General features: G+C 34.4%; 16 protein-coding genes and 1 pseudogene. 15 read left to right on the top strand and 2 right to left on the bottom strand.

What is annotated here, in order from left to right; genetic code table 11:
- The first annotated feature begins 110 nt into the window (after positions 1–110).
- The 6 genes and pseudogenes from nadD (at position 111) to OTJ99_RS07390 (ending at position 7,149) form a co-directional block, all read left to right on the top strand.
- Positions 111–701 carry a nicotinate-nucleotide adenylyltransferase gene (nadD, locus tag OTJ99_RS07415; protein WP_045164653.1) on the top strand — a complete coding sequence of 197 codons (591 nt, stop codon included), beginning with the start codon at positions 111–113 and terminating at the stop codon, positions 699–701.
- Positions 698–1,276 (top strand): bis(5'-nucleosyl)-tetraphosphatase (symmetrical) YqeK, encoded by a 579-nt coding sequence (yqeK, locus tag OTJ99_RS07410; RefSeq protein ID WP_045164654.1) that lies wholly within the window; start codon positions 698–700, stop codon positions 1,274–1,276. The genes nadD and yqeK overlap by 4 nt, the downstream gene beginning before the upstream one ends.
- Positions 1,273–2,484 (top strand): LCP family protein, encoded by a 1,212-nt coding sequence (locus OTJ99_RS07405; protein ID WP_045164655.1) that lies wholly within the window; start codon positions 1,273–1,275, stop codon positions 2,482–2,484. The genes yqeK and OTJ99_RS07405 overlap by 4 nt, the downstream gene beginning before the upstream one ends.
- A 20-nt stretch (positions 2,485–2,504) precedes the next feature.
- Positions 2,505–2,831 (top strand): ribosome silencing factor, encoded by a 327-nt coding sequence (gene rsfS, locus OTJ99_RS07400; protein WP_083943485.1) that lies wholly within the window; start codon positions 2,505–2,507, stop codon positions 2,829–2,831.
- A 44-nt stretch (positions 2,832–2,875) separates the two neighbouring features.
- Positions 2,876–5,329: a leucine--tRNA ligase gene (gene leuS, locus OTJ99_RS07395; RefSeq protein WP_045164657.1), complete on the top strand. Its 2,454-nt coding sequence runs from the start codon at positions 2,876–2,878 to the stop codon at positions 5,327–5,329.
- A gap of 116 nt (positions 5,330–5,445) precedes the next feature.
- A pseudogene (locus tag OTJ99_RS07390) lies at positions 5,446–7,149 on the top strand (IS1182 family transposase).
- Positions 7,150–7,238: 89 nt separating this feature from the next.
- Here OTJ99_RS07390 and OTJ99_RS07385 read toward each other — a convergent pair.
- On the bottom strand, positions 7,239–8,942 hold the full coding sequence (locus OTJ99_RS07385) for an IS1634-like element ISCsa8 family transposase (RefSeq protein ID WP_045164601.1): 1,704 nt from the start codon (positions 8,940–8,942) through the stop codon (positions 7,239–7,241).
- Positions 8,943–9,161: 219 nt separating this feature from the next.
- Positions 9,162–10,526, bottom strand: coding sequence for a D-alanyl-D-alanine carboxypeptidase family protein (locus OTJ99_RS07380; protein ID WP_045164658.1), 1,365 nt, complete (start codon positions 10,524–10,526; stop codon positions 9,162–9,164).
- A gap of 125 nt (positions 10,527–10,651) precedes the next feature.
- Between OTJ99_RS07380 and OTJ99_RS07375 the strand changes: the two genes are divergently transcribed.
- From OTJ99_RS07375 to pfkA, 9 genes are all read left to right on the top strand, one after another.
- A complete protein-coding gene (locus OTJ99_RS07375) occupies positions 10,652–11,299 on the top strand; it encodes a helix-hairpin-helix domain-containing protein (protein WP_045164659.1) in 648 nt (215 codons plus the stop codon).
- A 63-nt stretch (positions 11,300–11,362) separates the two neighbouring features.
- On the top strand, positions 11,363–11,884 hold the full coding sequence (locus OTJ99_RS07370; protein ID WP_045164660.1) for a YceD family protein: 522 nt from the start codon (positions 11,363–11,365) through the stop codon (positions 11,882–11,884).
- Positions 11,885–11,887: 3 nt separating this feature from the next.
- Positions 11,888–12,064 carry a 50S ribosomal protein L32 gene (rpmF, locus tag OTJ99_RS07365; protein WP_011917343.1) on the top strand — a complete coding sequence of 59 codons (177 nt, stop codon included), beginning with the start codon at positions 11,888–11,890 and terminating at the stop codon, positions 12,062–12,064.
- Positions 12,065–12,177: 113 nt separating this feature from the next.
- Positions 12,178–12,780, top strand: coding sequence for a 5-formyltetrahydrofolate cyclo-ligase (locus OTJ99_RS07360; protein ID WP_045164661.1), 603 nt, complete (start codon positions 12,178–12,180; stop codon positions 12,778–12,780).
- The gene (locus OTJ99_RS07355) at positions 12,761–13,834 is read left to right on the top strand and encodes an HD-GYP domain-containing protein (protein ID WP_045164662.1); all 1,074 of its coding nucleotides are present in this window, start codon (positions 12,761–12,763) and stop codon (positions 13,832–13,834) included. Before OTJ99_RS07360 ends, OTJ99_RS07355 begins: the two co-directional genes overlap by 20 nt.
- A gap of 23 nt (positions 13,835–13,857) precedes the next feature.
- Positions 13,858–17,283 carry a DNA polymerase III subunit alpha gene (locus tag OTJ99_RS07350; protein WP_045164663.1) on the top strand — a complete coding sequence of 1,142 codons (3,426 nt, stop codon included), beginning with the start codon at positions 13,858–13,860 and terminating at the stop codon, positions 17,281–17,283.
- A gap of 48 nt (positions 17,284–17,331) precedes the next feature.
- The gene (mtrB, locus tag OTJ99_RS07345; RefSeq protein WP_045164664.1) at positions 17,332–17,574 is read left to right on the top strand and encodes a trp RNA-binding attenuation protein MtrB; all 243 of its coding nucleotides are present in this window, start codon (positions 17,332–17,334) and stop codon (positions 17,572–17,574) included.
- 17 nt (positions 17,575–17,591) lie between these two features.
- On the top strand, positions 17,592–17,783 hold the full coding sequence (locus tag OTJ99_RS07340) for a DUF2007 domain-containing protein (protein WP_045164665.1): 192 nt from the start codon (positions 17,592–17,594) through the stop codon (positions 17,781–17,783).
- A 24-nt stretch (positions 17,784–17,807) separates the two neighbouring features.
- The gene (pfkA, locus tag OTJ99_RS07335) at positions 17,808–18,776 is read left to right on the top strand and encodes a 6-phosphofructokinase (RefSeq protein WP_045164666.1); all 969 of its coding nucleotides are present in this window, start codon (positions 17,808–17,810) and stop codon (positions 18,774–18,776) included.
- The last annotated feature ends 4 nt before the right edge of the window (positions 18,777–18,780 follow it).

Below are 18,780 nucleotides of genomic sequence, written 5' to 3'. Positions count from 1 at the left end.
ACCTAAATGAATAATTATGCAACGGTCGTTTCTCAAATTTTCTTGAGATTTAGGAGGATTTATTTTATTATAATATCTTAGATATGGTGATGAATTCAAGGAGCTTATGTATGAAGGTAGCTATATTTGGCGGAACATTTAATCCAATTCATATAGGGCATTTGATTATGGCACAATATGTTAGAAATTTTTCTGAAGTCGACAAGATTATATTTGTACCAAATGGTATACCACCCCATAAAAGCTTTAACATTGCATTACCACAAGACAGATATGAAATGGTAAGACTTTCCATTGAAGACAATCCGGACTTTGAAATAAGTGACTTTGAGATTAAAAATGAAGGTCCCAGTTTTACTATAAATACATTGGAATATTTTGCTCTCTTTTATGAGAAGGTATATTTTGTTATAGGAAGTGATAACCTTTTTGAGATAGCAAAATGGTACAAGGCGGAAGAGATCTTAAAAGAATTTCCCATAATTGTTCTGCCAAGAGAGAGAAAAAAAAATTTAATAAAAAGACAAATTGAAGAGTTTTCCTACAAGTATAGCGCAGAAATGGTTCTTATAGATATGCCGATTATCGATATTTCTTCAACAGAGATAAGAAGACTGGTAAAAGAAAACAAGAGCATAAAATATATGGTGCATCCAAAGGTGGAAGAATATATAATAAGAAAGGGGCTTTATAAAGAGTGAATATTGACACAATCAAAGAAAAACTAAAAGAGCTTTTAGATGAGCAAAGGTTTGTCCATTCATTGGGAACAATGGAATATGCAGTTTTACTTGCTCAAAAGTTTGGAGAAGATGTTCAAAAGGCTATGATTGCAGGGCTTGTTCATGACTGTGCAAAATGCCTTGAGAAAGAAGAGTTGTTGAATTATGCTTTCAAATCTGGTATAGTTATAGATAACATAATGATAAATCAACCAGAGCTTTTACATGGTCCAGCAGGAAGTTATCTTGCTAAACAGCTTTTTGAAATTTACGATAGTGAGATATTGAATGCCATTGCTTATCACACAACTGGAAGAGAGAATATGACAAAATTAGAAAAGATTATTTATGTTGCTGATTTAATTGAACCTTCAAGAAAATTCAAATCAGTTGAAATCCTCAGGAAAAAGTCCTTTGAAGATCTTGACAAAGCAGTGATTATGGCTATGGACAATACTATAAAATATGTAATTGAAAAAGGCGGTCTTATTCACCCTTCTACTATTTTTGCGAGAAATCAATTAATTCTTAAAGAAAGCGGGGAAGACAATTGAAGAGGATTCGACTTCACAAACAAGCAAAGATATTTTTGGTTTCTTTTTTGATTACAATAGCTGTTATTCTTGCTGGTATCATAGCAACTGCGTTGTATATCAAACAAACAAAAACACCGCCACCTTTTTTAAGCGAAATAATTGAAAGGGTTACAAATACTGAGCCTGCTGATATAGAAAATAACCTTCCTATGAATATTCTTGTGTTGGGAAGTGATGAAAAACAGGGTGGAAGGTCAGATACTATAATGCTTGTTCATATACAAAAAGATTTTCAGATAATTGCAATTTCAATACCAAGAGATACACGGGTAAAGATTGAAGGAGTAAAAGGGTATTCAAAGATAAATGCTGCTTATGCCTATGGAAAATCAGAGCTTGCTGTAAAAACAGTAGAAAACGTTCTTGGGATAAAGATTGACAAATATGTTGCTGTGAATTATGAAGCTGTAAAGAAGATAGTGGATTTGGTGGGCGGAGTTGATGTTGAAGTACCGTTTCATCTTTATTACGTGGACACAACACCTGGCAAAGAGCTTTATATTGACATTCCTGCTGGTCTTCAGCACCTTAATGGGGAAAAGGCTGTTGAGTTTTTGCGCTGGCGACATAATTCCAACGGCAAAGAATATGGAAAAGGCGGAGACTTGGGACGCATCGAAATGCAAAGAAAGTTTGTGTATGCTCTCATTGAAAAGATGCTAAAACCACAAAACATAGTGAGACTTCCAGTAATAGTGCAGACAGTTTCTAAGTATACAGACCACAATTTTACAAAAGGTGAAATGATATGGTTTGTCCAAAATGTTGGGAAGTTCAATATGCAGAATATTATGATGACAATCTTACCAGGTTATTCCAAGTATATTGACAAGGTTTCTTATTACATCATCGATGAAGAAAATTGCAAAGCTTTGATAGATGATCTGAATGAACCCGATGTGTTAAAAGATAGTATTAGGATTAAAATCTTATCAACCTCTATTGACGACAGAATAAGTCAGCTCAAAAATGACCTTGAAACTAAAGGATATTCAAATGTGGAAATTGGGAGGGCAAGTAAGATTGAAGAGAACAAAGTTGAGCTAAAGAGGGTGAATAGAAAGTATTTAGAATTGCTGAAAAACGATATTGATCTTTCCACTTACCAAATTGTGTATTCACCTGATTACAGTGATAAATTTGATGTGTATATTAAAGTAAAGTAAGAAGGGGTGACATAATTAAATTGGAAAAGATACTTCAGATTGTGGAAATTCTCAATCAAAAAAAAGCACAAGATATTGTAGTGTTGGATATATCAAAACTCACAATAATAGCGGATTACTTTATAATATGCAGTGCATCAAATATTCAGCATGTGAAGGCGCTTGTTGATGAGATTGAAGAAAAATCGCCTGCTCAGATACTTAGAATCGAAGGAAGAGAAAGTTATAGGTGGGTTGTTGTTGACTACGGCGATATAATTCTTCATATCTTTCATGAAAAAGAAAGAGAATTTTATAATTTAGAAAGATTATGGATAGACGCACAAAAAGTTGAAATAGCAATGTAACCTTTTGAAGTACTCAAAAGATAAAATTGATGGGGGTATGTTTTATGGAATACAATTTTAGAGAAATTGAGAAGAAATGGCAGCAAAAGTGGTTCTCACAAAATAAATATAAAGTGACAGAGAACAGCCCGAAACCAAAGTATTACGTGCTTGAGATGTTTCCTTACCCTTCTGGGAAACTTCATATGGGACATGTAAGAAACTATTCAATTGGCGATGTATTTGCCCGTTTTATGAGGCTCAAAGGATATAATGTGCTTCATCCAATGGGGTGGGATGCTTTTGGGCTTCCTGCTGAAAACGCTGCTATCAAACACGGAATTCATCCTTCTGATTGGACATGGTCAAACATTGAGAACATGAAGAGGCAACTGAAAGAGCTTGGCATTAGCTATGATTGGGACAGAGAAATTGCTACATGTCATCCTGACTACTATAAATGGACACAGTGGATGTTTTTGCAATTTTACAAAGCTGGTCTTGCATACAGAAAAAGGTCTTATGTTAACTGGTGTCCATCTTGTGAAACAGTTTTGGCAAATGAGCAGGTTGTAAATGGAAGATGTGAAAGATGTAAATCTCTTGTTGGGAAGAAAGATTTAGAGCAGTGGTTCTTTAGAATAACCAACTATGCAGAGAGACTCCTTCGTGATATAGAAAAACTTGAAGGTTGGCCTGAAAAAGTTAAGGTTATGCAGAGAAACTGGATTGGAAGAAGTGAAGGTGCAGAGATAGAATTTGAAATAGAAGGGTTGAATAAAAAGGTTAAAGTGTTTACCACAAGACCTGATACACTTTTTGGTGTGACATACTTGGTTTTAGCTCCAGAACATCCACTTACGAGAGAGATAATTGCAGGGAAACCACAAGAAAAGCAATGTCTTGAGTTTATTGAAAAGATGCAGTATTTGAACGAAATTGAAAGGACTTCAACAGAAACAGAGAAAGAGGGTCGGTTCACAGGTGGTTATGCTATTCATCCGCTGACAGGAGAAAAGGTGCCTATTTGGATTGCAAATTATGTACTTGTGGACTATGGAACAGGTGCAGTAATGGGTGTTCCAGCTCATGACCAGAGAGACTTTGAGTTTGCCAAAAAATATAACCTGCCAATAAAGGTTGTAATAAAAGGAGAGCAGGTTGACATAGAGAATCTTCAGAGTGCATATGAAGGAGAAGGAATTTTAATTAATTCGGGTAAGTTTGATGGCCTGGATAACAGAGATGCTATGAAAAAAATTACCGAACATCTTGAGGAAAAGGGTTGTGGCAGGGCTTGTGTTACTTATAAACTAAGAGATTGGCTAATTTCTCGTCAACGCTACTGGGGTGCACCAATTCCAATTGTGTATTGCGATGAGTGTGGAATTGTACCTGTGCCAGAAGACCAGCTTCCTGTACTTTTGCCATACAATGTTGAGTTCAAACCCACTGGACAGTCACCACTTGCTTACTGTGAAGAATTTGTAAACACAACCTGTCCAAAATGTGGAAGACCTGCAAAAAGAGAAACTGATACAATGGACACCTTTATATGTTCATCTTGGTACTATTTTAGGTATGCAGATCCTAAAAATTCAGAAAAGCCTTTTGAAAAATCACTTGTAAGTTACTGGCTTCCTGTTGACCAGTATATTGGTGGAGTTGAACATGCAATACTCCATCTTTTGTATTCGCGATTCTTCACCAAAGTGCTTTATGACTTGGGGTATGTGCCATTTGAAGAGCCGTTTAAAAATCTTTTGACCCAGGGTATGGTATTAAAAGATGGAGCTAAAATGTCAAAGTCTCTTGGCAACATTGTAAGTCCTGAGGAGATAGTTGAAAGGTATGGGGCTGATACAGCAAGACTCTTTATCCTTTTTGCAGCACCGCCTGAGAGAGATTTGGAGTGGTCAGACCAAGGTGTAGAAGGGTGTTTTAGATTTTTAAATAGGCTTTGGAGACTATATATTGAGCTAAAAGATAAGCTTTCTGATAATAGCTTGACAGGTAAGTCTGAACTTGACGATGAGTTGAACTACAGGCTAAATTACACCATCAAAAAGGTTACGGAAGATATTGGAGAGAGGTTTAGTTTCAATACGGCAATAAGTAGTATTATGGAGCTTTTAAACTTCTTGTACGATTACAAAGAAAAAGGAACTTTAAATAGAGATTTGATTTTACAGACACTTAAGAATCTTTTAATTTTGATATATCCGTTTACTCCTCATATTGCATGTGAACTGTGGGAGATTATGGGGTTCGGAGACGACATTGAAGATGTTTCATGGCCAGAGTATGATGAAAGTGCACTTGTTAGAAAGAATGTTGAGATAGCTATTCAGATAAACGGCAAGGTAAGAGCAAGATTTGAGATTCCTACAGATATTTCTGAGGATGAGCTAAAAGAAAAGATTATGAATGACGAGAAGGTGAAAGTTCTTTTAGAGGGGAAAGAGATTGTAAAATTTATATATGTCAAAAATAGGCTTGTTAATATAGTAGTAAGATGATAAAAAATGAGGCTGTCTAAAAAGATGAGGTGACAGCCTCTTTATTTTTACTGTATTTACATTGTGAGATAATTATGATATAATATCTCAGAAATGATTACATAAGGAGGATTAATATGCCACGCAAACATGATAAAATAGTCTTCAAAGAATATAACCCCAACCAATTAATAATGCCAATCGACCCTGAAGCCTTTATCCCTCAAACTCATCTAGTAAGAGCAATCGATAAAATCATTGATAAAATAGATATCTCAACCATAGTAGAGAAATACAAAGGTGGTGGGACTTCCAGCTACCATCCTTTGATGCTTTTGAAAGTACTTATCTATGCTTACATACAGGGGATATACTCTTCAAGAAAGATAGCAAAAGCACTTCAAGAGAATATAACCTTTATGTGGCTTTCAAAACTTCAAACCCCTGATTTCAGAACTATCAATAGATTCAGAAAAGAGATAATAGGTGATTGCATTGAAGAGATTTTCGCACAAGTTATTGAACTTCTTGTAAAACTGGGGTATGTAAACTTTGAGTATTACTACCTTGACGGGACAAAGATTGAAGCAAATGCGAACAAGTATACATTTGTATGGGCAAGAAGTACAAGAACATACAAAAAGAAATTAAGAGAAAAAGTAAGAGAAATTCTTAATGAAATAGAGAGGATAAATGAGGAAGAAGACAGAATTCTTGGCGAGTTGGATGTCAATTTAGAAGCTGATTATGATAGCCAAGAGCTTGAACAAAAAGTTGAAGAACTCTCCCAAAAGATAGCAGAAGCTAACTTTGGGAGCAAAAGGAAAGAAAGGAGAGTGAAAAAGCTTGTAAAAACTCTCCAAAACAACTGCGTATTAAGACTCAAGAAATATGAGTCTTATGAGCAGATCTTAAATGGCAGGAATAGTTTTTCAAAAACAGACAATGATGCCACATTTATGAGGATGAAGGATGACCATATGAAAAATGGGATGCTAAAACCCGGGTATAATGTACAAATCGGCACACAGAACCGATTTGTCATAGGTTTTAGCATCCACCAAAGTCCCACAGACACTGTCTGTCTAAAGGAACACCTTGAGCTTGTGACGAAGATAACAGGTTTCATGCCAAAGAACATTGTAGCAGACAGTGGCTATGGGTCTGAAGAAAACTACCTTCATCTGAAAGAATGTGGCATAAATAGCTACATTAAGTATAACACATTTGACTTGGAACAGACAAGAAGATTTAAGAAGGATATTTTCAATGTAAGGAACTGGGAGTACATAGCTGAAGAAGATGCATATATTTGTCCTGCTGGTAAGAAGGTGAAATACTTATATCCGAAGATAAGTGCAAATGAGAGAGGATTTGTAAGTTATGAGAAGGTATATCAATGTGAAGATATTTGTAATGGTTGTGAACACAGAGAAAAATGTTATAAAGGTAAGAGATGGAAGAAGAGATTTAGTATAAGACCGAGGTTAGAGAAATTGAAGGAAGAGGTGAGGCAAAGGCTGTTAAGTAGAGAAGGCGAAGAGATTTACGAAAAAAGGAAGATAGAAGTTGAGACAGTATTTGGGATAATAAAGAACAATAAAGGGTTTAGGAGATTCCTGCTCAGGGGTATGAAGGGTGTGAAGCTAAAGTAGAGTTTGGTTTGTATTGCCTATAACATAGAAAGATTGGCAAAGATAATAATAGGGGGTTGGGGCAAAATTGCCAGCCAACCCTCTTGCTTTTTACTGCATAGTTCAATATTAACATTAAATACCATCAAATGCTTGATTTTGGTTATTAAAAATTATTGTTTTTGGACAGCCTCTTTTTTATTTTAGTTTTTTGTTCTTGACTTTGTCAGTTTGAAACTCAAAAAGCTTGGGAGGACTGGGATTGACAAAATATGGACCTCAATTTTGTCACTACATCATTTCCTTATACCAATAAATTCTAAGCCTTCCTCATATGTAATGAAATTTTTTGGCCCCTTTATCTTCATCACATTCAGTATATCTCCAGCTCCTCCTTCTGTCCTTTGCTTTATCAAATATCTCTTCCCTTTTATCTCTATTTCAATAAAATTCATTGAATCTATTGCTTTCATTATCCCTTCACTACTTATTCCTTTACCTTTTTTCCTCAAAATATATTCCAATGTCCTCTGTAATAAAAATGCCAAAAAACATATCACAAAATGTCCTTTTATTCTGCTTTCTGTAAAGTGATATATCGGTCGTACTTCTAAACAGCTTTTCATTACTCTGAAAGACTGTTCTATCTTCCATAAATCGTGATATGCTCCTAAAACTTCTTCTACATCCATATCCTTTTTGCTCGTTTGTATTGCATAGTAACCGTCAAACTTCTCATCTCGTTTTATCGCTTCCTCATCCAATACATATTCTTCTGACTTTGATTTCTTCTTCAAATATTTCCTCGCACCTTTTTTCTCTGAGGCTGTTATACTTCCTTTGTTCTCTAAAAGCTCTTTGGCTTTTGATACCAATCTCTCTCTGTCTTCTTTGTCTTTCTTAGCTCTCTTGCTTGAATAGGTTATTATCAGTCTCTCTTCTATTTTAAACTCTTTACACTCTTCATCCTTGATAACATTTGTTCTTTCCAATACCTTATATTTGAATTCATCTCCATAAATTTCTTCAGCATTCAAACAACTTTTTCCATCAAGCCTTTTATATCCTTCTTGCTTAAATACTTCATCTAAAATTTCTTTACTTGCATTCTTTAATCTGCTTGCTACTATATAATCGTATCCCGCTTCTTTTATCATCTTTAAATTTAATCTGCTGTTGAGCCCTTTGTCTGCTACTATCACTATCTTATCTATACTAAATTTTTCTTTCAGTTTCCTCAGTATCTTTACCATTGTTTTGCTATCTATTGTATTGCCAGGAAAAAGTTCATAACCTATCGGCCTGCCTTCTTTGTCTACCAAAAGCCCTAACACAACCTGTACTTCATTTATCTTGTTGTCTTTGCTAAAACCAAAATTTTTAAGTTCATCGGCTCTACAACTCTCAAAGTATATTGTCGTCACGTCATAAAAAACTACATCAACTACCATCTTAAATAAATCCCTATTTTTCTGATACAGATACGTCTCTAAATCTTCTTTTATACTGTCAAGAAAATCTAAACACCTGTACAACTGATTTAAATCTATATCCTCTTCAAATCCAAAATATTTATTTCTCTGATGATAAGTTCTTAGTTTGCTCATAGGTTCTATCAATCTCTGTATGGTCATTAAAAAACTTACTTTGTCTACATCAAATTTTATCTTTCTCCCTTTTGTTGCTCTCTCTTTTAAAAACTTATCTATTTCAAGTTCTTCCCATAACTTTCTGAATACAATGTATCCCCAATTTTTTATAACTGCATCCGATACATCCTCTTCAGATTCAATAGTAACAGCTTTTGTATTTCCAGTAGTTGTTTTTTCAACAATGTCGGATAGTTTTCTTACAATGTTTTTAAAAGCAGGATCACTTTTGAGAAGATCAAGTCTACCAAAATTAAATAACACTCTTTGTTTTACCTTGCCATTTTCACGATAGTTTTCGACTAATCTAACATACTGGTAACCGCCAGCATTAGTTATTTTGACAAACATATGGTAACTCCTCAAAGGTATTTTGAGTAATTGTACCACAAAATATTCAAAATGTCAAGTATTTATAGCATATTTCAGACTATAATTTGCCACTACAATTTTTAAAATTTTTTATTTTTCTATTCTCAAAACCCGCATAAATTAAGACTTTGTTATTTTTTGTTAGCTCAAAAACTCCTCCTAACTGACAAAGTCAAGAAAAGTCCTGACCCTCATTTTTTATTTTAGTTTTTTGTTTACAAACGAAGAAAAGTCTATTGTCTTTGTTGACCTTAGCCTTAGCTTTACTTTTTTTCTTCTCAGTTTTATAATAATTGCTACTATAAAAATAATCATAAGTACCGAAAGAATGAATAGCACATAAAATAAAAACTTCATTCCTTTGACAAACCCTCTTTTTACATTATGTACGAACGTTGTAACTTTTGATTGAGGAATGTAACTTTCATATGAGAGTACAGGAATTGAAGTTAGCAAATATCCGCTACTATAAATGTATACTTTTCCAATTACAGTATCTTTGGTTATTGGTGGTTTGATATCTTTGAGAAAGTCTACATGATAAGTGACGTCTTGTTTTTTTGAATTTGAGCTTTGATTTTTTAGAATAAAGAATGGAGATTTAATGTATCCTTCAATCCATTTGTTGTTAGTTTTATCTACCATTACCTTTCCAACAATTTGATTTTGTTTAAACAATTCTTCTTTTTTGAAATTATTAAAACCGTAATCAAAAAGCTTAATTACATCGGCAAAGGCGTCGTCAGAAGCTAAAATCACTGCAATAAGGTCTATATCATCTTTTTTTGCAGAGGCAATCAAACATCTTTTTGCCTGAGCAGTATAGCCTGTCTTCATACCATTCGCATATGGATAATAATACTTTGAATTTTTTCGCAAAAGTTTGTTGATATTATATATAATTTGCCAATCAGGTTTTTTGTGCATTGAAGCTGTTGTAATTTTGTATTCAACAGTTGACATAATCTTTCGTAAAATTTCATTTTTATAAGCTTGCCGAGCAATTAAGCTCAGGTCATAAGCTGTTGTGTAATGCTGTGGGTTGTGAAGCCCATTTGGATTTACAAAATGAGAGTTTTTTGCACCTATGTTTTGAGCAAATAAGTTCATCTCTTTAACAAACTCTTGTATACTGCCAGAGATATTTTCAGCAATCACATTGGCAGCGTCATTCGCAGATATTAAGAGCATTGCATAAAGAGCATCCTGAAAAGATATTGTCTCACCTTCGTTAAGGTAGTAACTGCTACTGCCAGGTTCTATCATTATGGCGGTTTTAGACACTTTAAAAGTTTTGTTCAGGTCTTTTTCTTTAGAAAGTGCAACAAGAGCTGTTAGGATTTTTGTTGTGCTTGCTGGAAAACACCTTAAATTTGGATTTTTTTGATAAAGTAACTGTCCAGTGTATGCGTCGATAAGAATTGCCGACTTGGCACTTATATCGGGTAATGTGCTATTACTTTCTTGTGTTGAATAAACTGGCACCGGGATGAGCAAAATTAAAAAGACTAATAAAGCGATCTTCAAAGAATTAAAAAAAAGCTTTTCAGACTTTTGTGTCATTAAAACATGATGCCTCCTTCAAAAACTTTTGATATCTATGATAAAATAAGTATATATTATGCAGTTAAATTAAGTCAATTGTGAACATTTCTCATGTCCTATTTTTAAAGAAGGAAGGTGAAAGTATGTTTTCATTTTCAAAAAGAGAAAAAATAATGATTGCCATAATTGGGCTACTTATTGTGCTAAATATTATACAATACTTTAAATACTCAGTTACTGATAGAAATGATAGTTATCAATTACTGCTTGATACACAAACTGAACAGGTGCAGCAACAAGAAAAGGAAAGTTCACAGATAGACCAAAACACACAGGAACAAAACTACTATGTAGTGTATGTCTGCGGCAATGTAAGAAAGCCAGGAGTTTATGAACTTCCGAGTAGTAGTAGAGTAAATGATGCGGTAGAAAAAGCCGGAGGTTTATTACCAAATAGTGACCTAAATGCTATAAATCTTGCTGAAAAAATACAAGATGGCCAGAAGATATACATTCCCAAAATTGGTGAGATACAGAATCAAACCATTCTGTCTTCTCAGACTACACAAAACACTCCAAATTTCCCTGGCCAGAGTGGTAAAATAAATATAAATACTGCCTCGAAAGAAGAACTAAAAACTCTTGATAGAATAGGTGATAAACTTGCAGAAAGAATAATAGAGTATAGACAAACACACGGTCCGTTTAAAAGTATAGAAGAGATAAAAAACGTAAATGGTATAGGAGATAAGATATTTGAAGCCATTAAAGATTCTATTACAGTTCAATAATGAATTGACAAAACTCAAATAAAAGTTTATAATACAACCGTTATGATATGAGGTGACAAAAAGATGAGATTAGATGTGTCAAAACTTAAATCAAATGGCGATTCAGAAGAATTTGAATTTTGCGAAAATTGGGAAAAGATAGAATTTAGGGGTGATAACTTATTCTTTGTTGAACCAGTTAGTTTTTATGGAGTTGCAACAAAGAAAGGAAATGTGATTGAAGTAAGTGGTAATATCAAAACAAAACTTAAAACAAGTTGTTACAGATGTGCGGAAGATACTTTTGTTGATGTCGATGTTCCATTTTATGAAGAATATTCAAACAATGCTGAGATTAAAGATGATGAGGTAATTCAATTTGAGAACGATGTGATAGAATTTGACGAAAATGTAATTGCAACTATTGTGTTGTATCTTCCGATGAAATACTTATGCAGAGAAGACTGTAAAGGTTTATGTCCTATTTGCGGCACTAATCTCAATTTTGGTTCGTGTTCGTGTGAAAGAGATGAGATTGACCCAAGACTTAGCATTTTAAAAACACTAAAAAATATGCTTGACACAGATGAAAAGAAGGAGGTGTGAAGGTTGGCTCAACCAAAAAGAAGATGGTCAAAGCAAAGAACTCATAAACATAGAGCAAATTGGAAAATTGAAGCTCCGAATCTTGTTGAATGTCCTCAATGCCATGAGATGAAACTTCCACATAGAGTTTGCCCAAGCTGCGGATACTATAAAAATAGAAAAGTAGTAAATGAAGACTAAGATAAGAAAAATAGCCCTGAGAAAACTTTCAGGGCTATTTTTACTTATGAAAAAGTATTTTAATTCCTCCCAAAAATGTGATAAATTAAAAATTGCAAAGGGTGAATTCTCTATTGCAAAAGAAAAAGATAAGGAAAATAATTGGTGTAAAGCGAAAACTTGTTGACAGCTTACAGAAGTTACACCTTGATATACTGGTGTATCTTAACCTAAAGAAGTTTCTATCAAAGTTGGATTTTACCACTGCATTTATATATATGAGTTTGCCAGATGAGGTTGATACAAGTAGGATTATAAAATACCTTACGGCAAAAGGTAAAAAGATTTGTGTTCCAAAAATTGTTGACAAAGAAAAAATGATTGCTACAGAATACAGGAAAGATAGTAAATTAAAAAGAAACAAGTTTGGAATTGTGGAACCAAAAGAAACAATAGAGGTAAATCCATCTAATATAGACATTTGTATAATTCCCTTATTGGCTTTTGATAGGAGTTTGAATAGAATAGGGTTTGGTAAAGGCTATTATGATAGGTTTTTAAGAGAAGTAACTTCCTCCTGTTTAAAAGTGGGTATTGCATATTATTTTCAGATGGTACCAAGAATTTTTGCTGAAAAGCATGATGTTGAGCTTGATGTTATTGTGACTGATAGGCTCATTTTAAGAAAAAAAGAAAACAAATATAGGGGAGAATACAATGAGAAGGATTATACTTAAAAACGCCAAAGAGAATATGATACTTGCAAAAGACATTTATAGCGAAGATGGAAAGATTTTGGTTGCTTCTGGTCAAAAACTTACAAGCAGTATAATAAAAAGGCTGAAGGACTTTGGTGTATATGATATCTATATTGTAGATGACAATACAGACATAGTTGAAATAGAAGACGTTATCACCAAGGAGATCAAAGAGGAGGCATTTAGAGTTGTAAACACTGCTTTCAGTTTAGAGTATATTAATTCACAAGAGATTACGCCTGAGATAAGGCTACTTATTAGCAAGATTATTTCACAACTTATTGAGCAAAAAGAAGTTGTACTAAACCTTTGTGATATCAGAACGGTGGGAAACTATACGCTATTTCACTCACTTAACACTACCGTCTTTGCACTTTTGGTTGGAATAAAGCTGAATTATGACTATGACAAGCTGCTGGCACTTGGAATGGGCACATTACTTCATGATATAGGCAAGGTAAAGGTCCCAAAAACCATTTTAAGCAAAAAAGGTCCTCTACAAGAAAAAGAGTATGAAATGATAAAGATGCACACAATTATTGGGTATGATATCTTAAACTCTGAGTACAAATTTGAACAGCAAGTGGCTGAAATTGCCCTTTATCATCACGAAAGACTGGATGGAAGTGGATATCCATTTGGAAAAACAAGAGATGAGATACCCCAGACAGCTAAGATAGTTGCAGTAGCAGATGTGTTTGATACACTTGTAAGTGACAGGGAGTTTAGAAAACGTCTAAAACCCCACATAGCAGTAGAATATCTTTTAAATTCATGTTCAACCCATTTTGACAGCTATATTGTATCCAAGTTTGTTACTTTTATATCACTATTCCCAATAGGGACACCTGTGATATTGAATACAAGAGAAAAGGGAATTGTTGTACATAACAACCCCAAGTTTCCATCTCGCCCTATCGTGAGAGTTCTCTATGACAGTGAAGGTAGAAAACTTCCATACAAAAAGGATATAGATTTGGCATTGAATTTTCACTATTATATAGTTGATGTTTTAGAAGATATAGAACTTTGAAGACAAGAAAGGTGTAATAAAAGATGAGTTTTGTACATCTTCATGTGCATACAGAATATAGTTTGCTTGACGGAGCTGTTCGGATAGGAAGCTTATTTGAAAGAGTAAAACAGCTTAATATGCAAAGCATTGCGATAACAGACCATGGAGCTATGTATGGGGTTGTTGAATTTTACAAGGCAGCAAAAGAACATGGAATAAAGCCAATTATAGGATGTGAAGTATATATTGCTCCTCGTTCACGGTTTGACAAAGAACCAAATATTGACAATGATATTCATCATTTGGTACTTCTTGCAATGGACAATGACGGGTACAAAAACCTTTCAAAGATTGTCTCACTGGGATTTATTGAGGGATTTTATTATAAGCCAAGAATTGACAGGGAAATCCTTTCTAAGTATTCAAAAGGTTTAATTGCGCTGACAAGCTGTCTTGCTGGAGAGATACCTAAATTAATTCTCAGAGACCAAAAGGAAAAATTAGTTGATGCGATTAGTTTTTACAAAGATACTTTTGGGAGCAACTTTTATTTAGAACTTCAATATCACGGAATTGAAGAGCAAAGATTTGTAAATAGTGAACTCATAAGACTTTCTAAAAAATACCAGATTCCTCTTGTAGCTACAAATGATGTACATTATCTAAGAAAAGAAGATAGAGAAATTCACGAAATATTGCTTTGTATTCAGACAGGTAAAACAATACATGATAGCAATAAAATGGAGTTTCCTACAAATGAGTTTTATCTCAAATCTCCTGAAGAGATGGAAGAAATATTTGGGTATGTTCCTGAGGCGCTTAAGAATACGTTGGAGATTGCTGAAAAATGTAACGTTGAATTTGAATTTGGAAAGATTAACCTTCCAAAATTTCAACTACCAGAAGGAAAATCTGATGCGTTTGAGTATCTCAAAGAGTTAGCACTGTCTGGTTTTGAAAAAAGATATTCAAAAGAAGACAAAGCAGCATATGACAGACTTTTAATGGAATTAAGTGTGATAAGAGACATGGGTTTTACAGAATACTTTTTGATTGTCCACGATTTTATAAACTTTGCAAAACAGAACAATATAATGGTCGGGCCTGGTAGAGGATCTGCGGCAGGAAGCATAGTTGCATATTGTCTTGGAATTACAAACGTCGATCCAATCAAGTATAATCTTCTTTTTGAGAGATTTTTGAACCCTGAAAGGGTTTCTATGCCTGATATTGATATTGATTTTTGCTATCAACGAAGGCAAGAAGTAATTGATTACGTTACTAACAAGTACGGTAAAGATAGAGTAAGCCAAATAATAACATTTGGTACAATGGCAGCAAGAGCCTCAATAAGAGATGTGGGAAGAGCACTTGGTATACCATATGCGCAAGTTGATGAGATTGCAAAGATGATACCTTTTTCACCTGGCATGACAATTGATAAGGCGCTTGAGATAAATTATGACCTTAAAAAATTGTATGATCAAAACGACACTGTCAGAAGAATAATTGACACTGCAAAAAGTCTGGAGGGAATGCCACGCCACACTTCAGTTCACGCAGCAGGAGTTGTTATTTCAAACTGTCCGATTACCGAACTGGTTCCTTTAGCAAAAACAGAGGATGCTATAGTTACTCAATTCCCAATGACCAATTTAGAAGAGCTTGGACTTTTGAAGATGGACTTTTTAGGATTGAGGACTCTCACTGTCATTCAGAATACCTTAGAACTTATAAAAAAACATCGCAACATTGAAATTGACCTTGACAAAATTGACTACAATGACAAGAATGTTTACCAGTTCATTTCCGAAGGAAATACAAATGGAGTGTTCCAGCTTGAAAGCAGTGGTATGAAACAGTTCATGAAAGAATTAAAACCAGAAAATTTAGAGGACGTAATAGCAGGAATATCTCTTTTCAGACCAGGTCCTATGGACCAGATTCCAGTATATATTCAAAACAAAAACAATAAAGGGAAAATTGAGTACTTGCATCCAAAACTTGAGCCAATTTTAAATGTTACGTACGGATGTATAGTTTATCAAGAGCAAGTTATGCAGATTTTTAGAGAACTTGCAGGCTATTCACTTGGGAGAGCGGACCTTGTCAGACGCGCAATGGCAAAGAAAAAAGCAGACATTTTGATGGAAGAGAGAGATAGATTTATTGAAGGAGCTGTTGCCAACGGTGTTGATAGGCAGGTAGCAGAAAAGATATTTGCAATAATTGAGGACTTTGCAAGCTATGCATTTAACAAGTCTCATGCAGCAGCTTATGCTATTTTGGCGTATCAGACAGCTTATTTGAAGAGATACTTTACCATTGAATTTATGACAAGCTTAATTACAAGTGTAATGAACTCAAATGAAAAGGTTGGAATGTATATTGAGGAGTGTAGAAGATTTGGAATTTCGGTCCTGCCACCTGATATAAACAAAAGTAGCTATGACTTTACAATCGAGGGGAATAGTATTAGATTTGGTTTGAGAGCAATAAAGAGCTTAGGCGAAAATGTCATTTCTCATATTTTAAAAGAACGCGAACAGAATGGAGAGTTCAAGGACTTATATGATTTTATAATGAGAGTAGATACTAATACGGTGAACAAGAGAATTATTGAGAACTTAATAAAAAGTGGAGCTTTTGATTTTACGAAGGTAAACAGAAATTCACTCTTAGCTTCTGTGGAAGATATTCTTACAATTAAGCAATTGCAAAAGAAAAGTGCAAATCAAGTGACGTTTTTTGAAATATCTAACAGTGACATAGAGCTTTTTTCATACAAAAACCTTCCTCAACCGAGTCCTGAGGAACTTTTGCAAATGGAAAAAGATGCAATAGGAATCTATATAACTGGTCATCCATTGGAAAAGTACGCAGATTTGATTTCAAAATACAATGTTGTGAATTTAGCTGAACTTTCTAATATGACAGAAGAAGATGAGTACAAATACCAGCAAATACTTGTATGTGGAGTCTTGAAAGAGGTAAAAATAAAACTTACCAAGAACAACCAAACAATGGCATTTGCAAAATTGGAAGATTTGACCGATTCTTTAGAAGTTTTGTTTTTTCCAAGCGTTTACGAAAAGTATTCACATTTAATGAAAGAAGATTCAATTTTATTGATTGAAGCAAAAGCCACATACAGAGAAGATGAAGGTGTGAAAATTATTGCACAAAAAATAGATAGACTTGGTGAGAAAGAAGATAGTTTATCTTCTCCAAAAAAATCTAATAAAGCAGTTGCAATAAAGACAGACGACGACTCTATTTTGAAGTCCAAAAAGTTTACCTCTTTTGTTAAATTTTTTACAGGTAGTTCTAAAATTATTGTGTATTACAAGCAAAAAAGGCTTGTTTCAAAAGCAAATATGTGCATAGATATAAATGACGTTGTGATTGAGCAACTAAAAGAGTGGTTCGGTGAGGAAAATGTGTGGCTTGAAGATTTAGATTCTTGATTTTTAGGCTTTTTTGTTATAATATTTGAAAAGAGGTGAGAAAGGATAATGGAAAATGTATACGAGTACAAAAATGGAGACTATATAGTAGTGAAAGCGTTGGAGAATGGTGTAAATGTAATAGGGCTGACAAGAGGCAAGGACACAAAGCTTCATCACACTGAAAAGCTCGACAGTGGTGAGGTGTTACTTGCCCAGTTTACTGAAGTGACATCTGCAATAAAGGTAAGAGGCAAGGCAGAAATTTATACAAAGTTTGGGGTTGTGATTGCAGAATCCCAAAATAAATAAATTTAGAAGGTGTTTTTATGTGGGAAGTTGTATATATAACATCTAATAGTGAAGTAGCTAATAAAATAAGAGAAGAGTTAGAAAAAGCAGGAATACATGCAAAAATTAAGGCAATTTCTCAAGAGGGGCAGGAAGGCTATTTTGAAATTATTGTGCCAGAAACTGATGTCAATGAAGCACACAATATAATTATTGAAAAAGGATTCTAAAATTTACAGAAAGGGGTACCGTGTATGCCAGAAGTGAAGACAATAGGAGTGCTTACAAGTGGTGGAGACGCACCGGGAATGAATGCAGCTATAAGAGCTGTTGTGAGAACAGGAATTTACTATGGTTTTAGAGTAATGGGAATAAGACGTGGGTACAATGGTCTGATAGAAGGCGATATATTTGAAATGAATTTAAGGTCAGTGTCTGATATAATTCAGCGTGGAGGAACAATTCTGCTGACAGCAAGGTCTCCAGAATTTATGACAGAAAATGGATTAAAAAAGGCAGCATCCATGTGTAAGATATTCAAGATTGATGCTCTTGTTGTAATTGGAGGAGACGGTTCTTTTAGAGGGGCAAGAGATTTGAGTAAATTTGGAATAAATGTAGTTGGTATTCCTGGAACAATTGACAATGACATTGCATGCACAGATTATACAATTGGATTTGACACTGCTTTAAATACTGTCCAAGATGCAATCAATAAGATTAGAGACACAGCAACTTCCCATGAAAGAGTTAGCATTCTGGAAGTGATGGGAAGACATGCAGGTTATATAGCGCTTTACAGCGGTATAGCTGGTGGTGCTGAGTCAATTGTGATACCCGAAAAGGGCTTGGACAAAGACGAGATAATAAGAAGGATTATAGATGGTAAAAACAAAGGGAAGCTCCACAATTTAATCATCTTAGCAGAAGGAATTGGTGGGGCAACAGAACTTGCAAGAGAGATAGAAGAGGCAACAGGTATTGAAACAAGAGCAACCATCCTTGGGTATATCCAAAGAGGAGGCTCACCAACTGCATATGATAGAGTGATGGCAAGTCTTATGGGGGCAAAAGCAGTTGAAGTAATCAGAGAAGGAAAGAGAAATAGGATAATTGCCCTAAAAGATGGTAAGATTGTTGACTATGACATTGATGAGGCTTTATCTATGCAAAAGAGCATTGACGAGTATATGTATAACTTGGCTACGATCTTATCTTTATAAGAAA

It is taken from the genome of Caldicellulosiruptor naganoensis (genome assembly GCF_026914285.1).
GTDB lineage: Bacteria > Bacillota > Thermoanaerobacteria > Caldicellulosiruptorales > Caldicellulosiruptoraceae > Caldicellulosiruptor > Caldicellulosiruptor naganoensis.
Note: the sequence above shows the minus strand (reverse complement) of the source record. Positions and strands in the feature narration are given on the sequence as shown.

What these genes read in the sequence shown, in the direction of transcription:
- nadD (WP_045164653.1), top strand. Translation starts at nt 111, where the DNA reads ATGAAGGTAGCTATATTTGGCGGAACATTTAATCCAATTCATATAGGG.
- leuS (WP_045164657.1), top strand. Translation starts at nt 2,876, where the DNA reads ATGGAATACAATTTTAGAGAAATTGAGAAGAAATGGCAGCAAAAGTGG.
- OTJ99_RS07385 (WP_045164601.1), bottom strand. Translation starts at nt 8,942, where the DNA reads ATGTTTGTCAAAATAACTAATGCTGGCGGTTACCAGTATGTTAGATTA.
- OTJ99_RS07380 (WP_045164658.1), bottom strand. Translation starts at nt 10,526, where the DNA reads ATGACACAAAAGTCTGAAAAGCTTTTTTTTAATTCTTTGAAGATCGCT.
- OTJ99_RS07375 (WP_045164659.1), top strand. Translation starts at nt 10,652, where the DNA reads ATGTTTTCATTTTCAAAAAGAGAAAAAATAATGATTGCCATAATTGGG.
- OTJ99_RS07370 (WP_045164660.1), top strand. Translation starts at nt 11,363, where the DNA reads ATGAGATTAGATGTGTCAAAACTTAAATCAAATGGCGATTCAGAAGAA.
- OTJ99_RS07355 (WP_045164662.1), top strand. Translation starts at nt 12,761, where the DNA reads ATGAGAAGGATTATACTTAAAAACGCCAAAGAGAATATGATACTTGCA.
- OTJ99_RS07350 (WP_045164663.1), top strand. Translation starts at nt 13,858, where the DNA reads ATGAGTTTTGTACATCTTCATGTGCATACAGAATATAGTTTGCTTGAC.
- mtrB (WP_045164664.1), top strand. Translation starts at nt 17,332, where the DNA reads ATGGAAAATGTATACGAGTACAAAAATGGAGACTATATAGTAGTGAAA.
- OTJ99_RS07340 (WP_045164665.1), top strand. Translation starts at nt 17,592, where the DNA reads ATGTGGGAAGTTGTATATATAACATCTAATAGTGAAGTAGCTAATAAA.
- pfkA (WP_045164666.1), top strand. Translation starts at nt 17,808, where the DNA reads ATGCCAGAAGTGAAGACAATAGGAGTGCTTACAAGTGGTGGAGACGCA.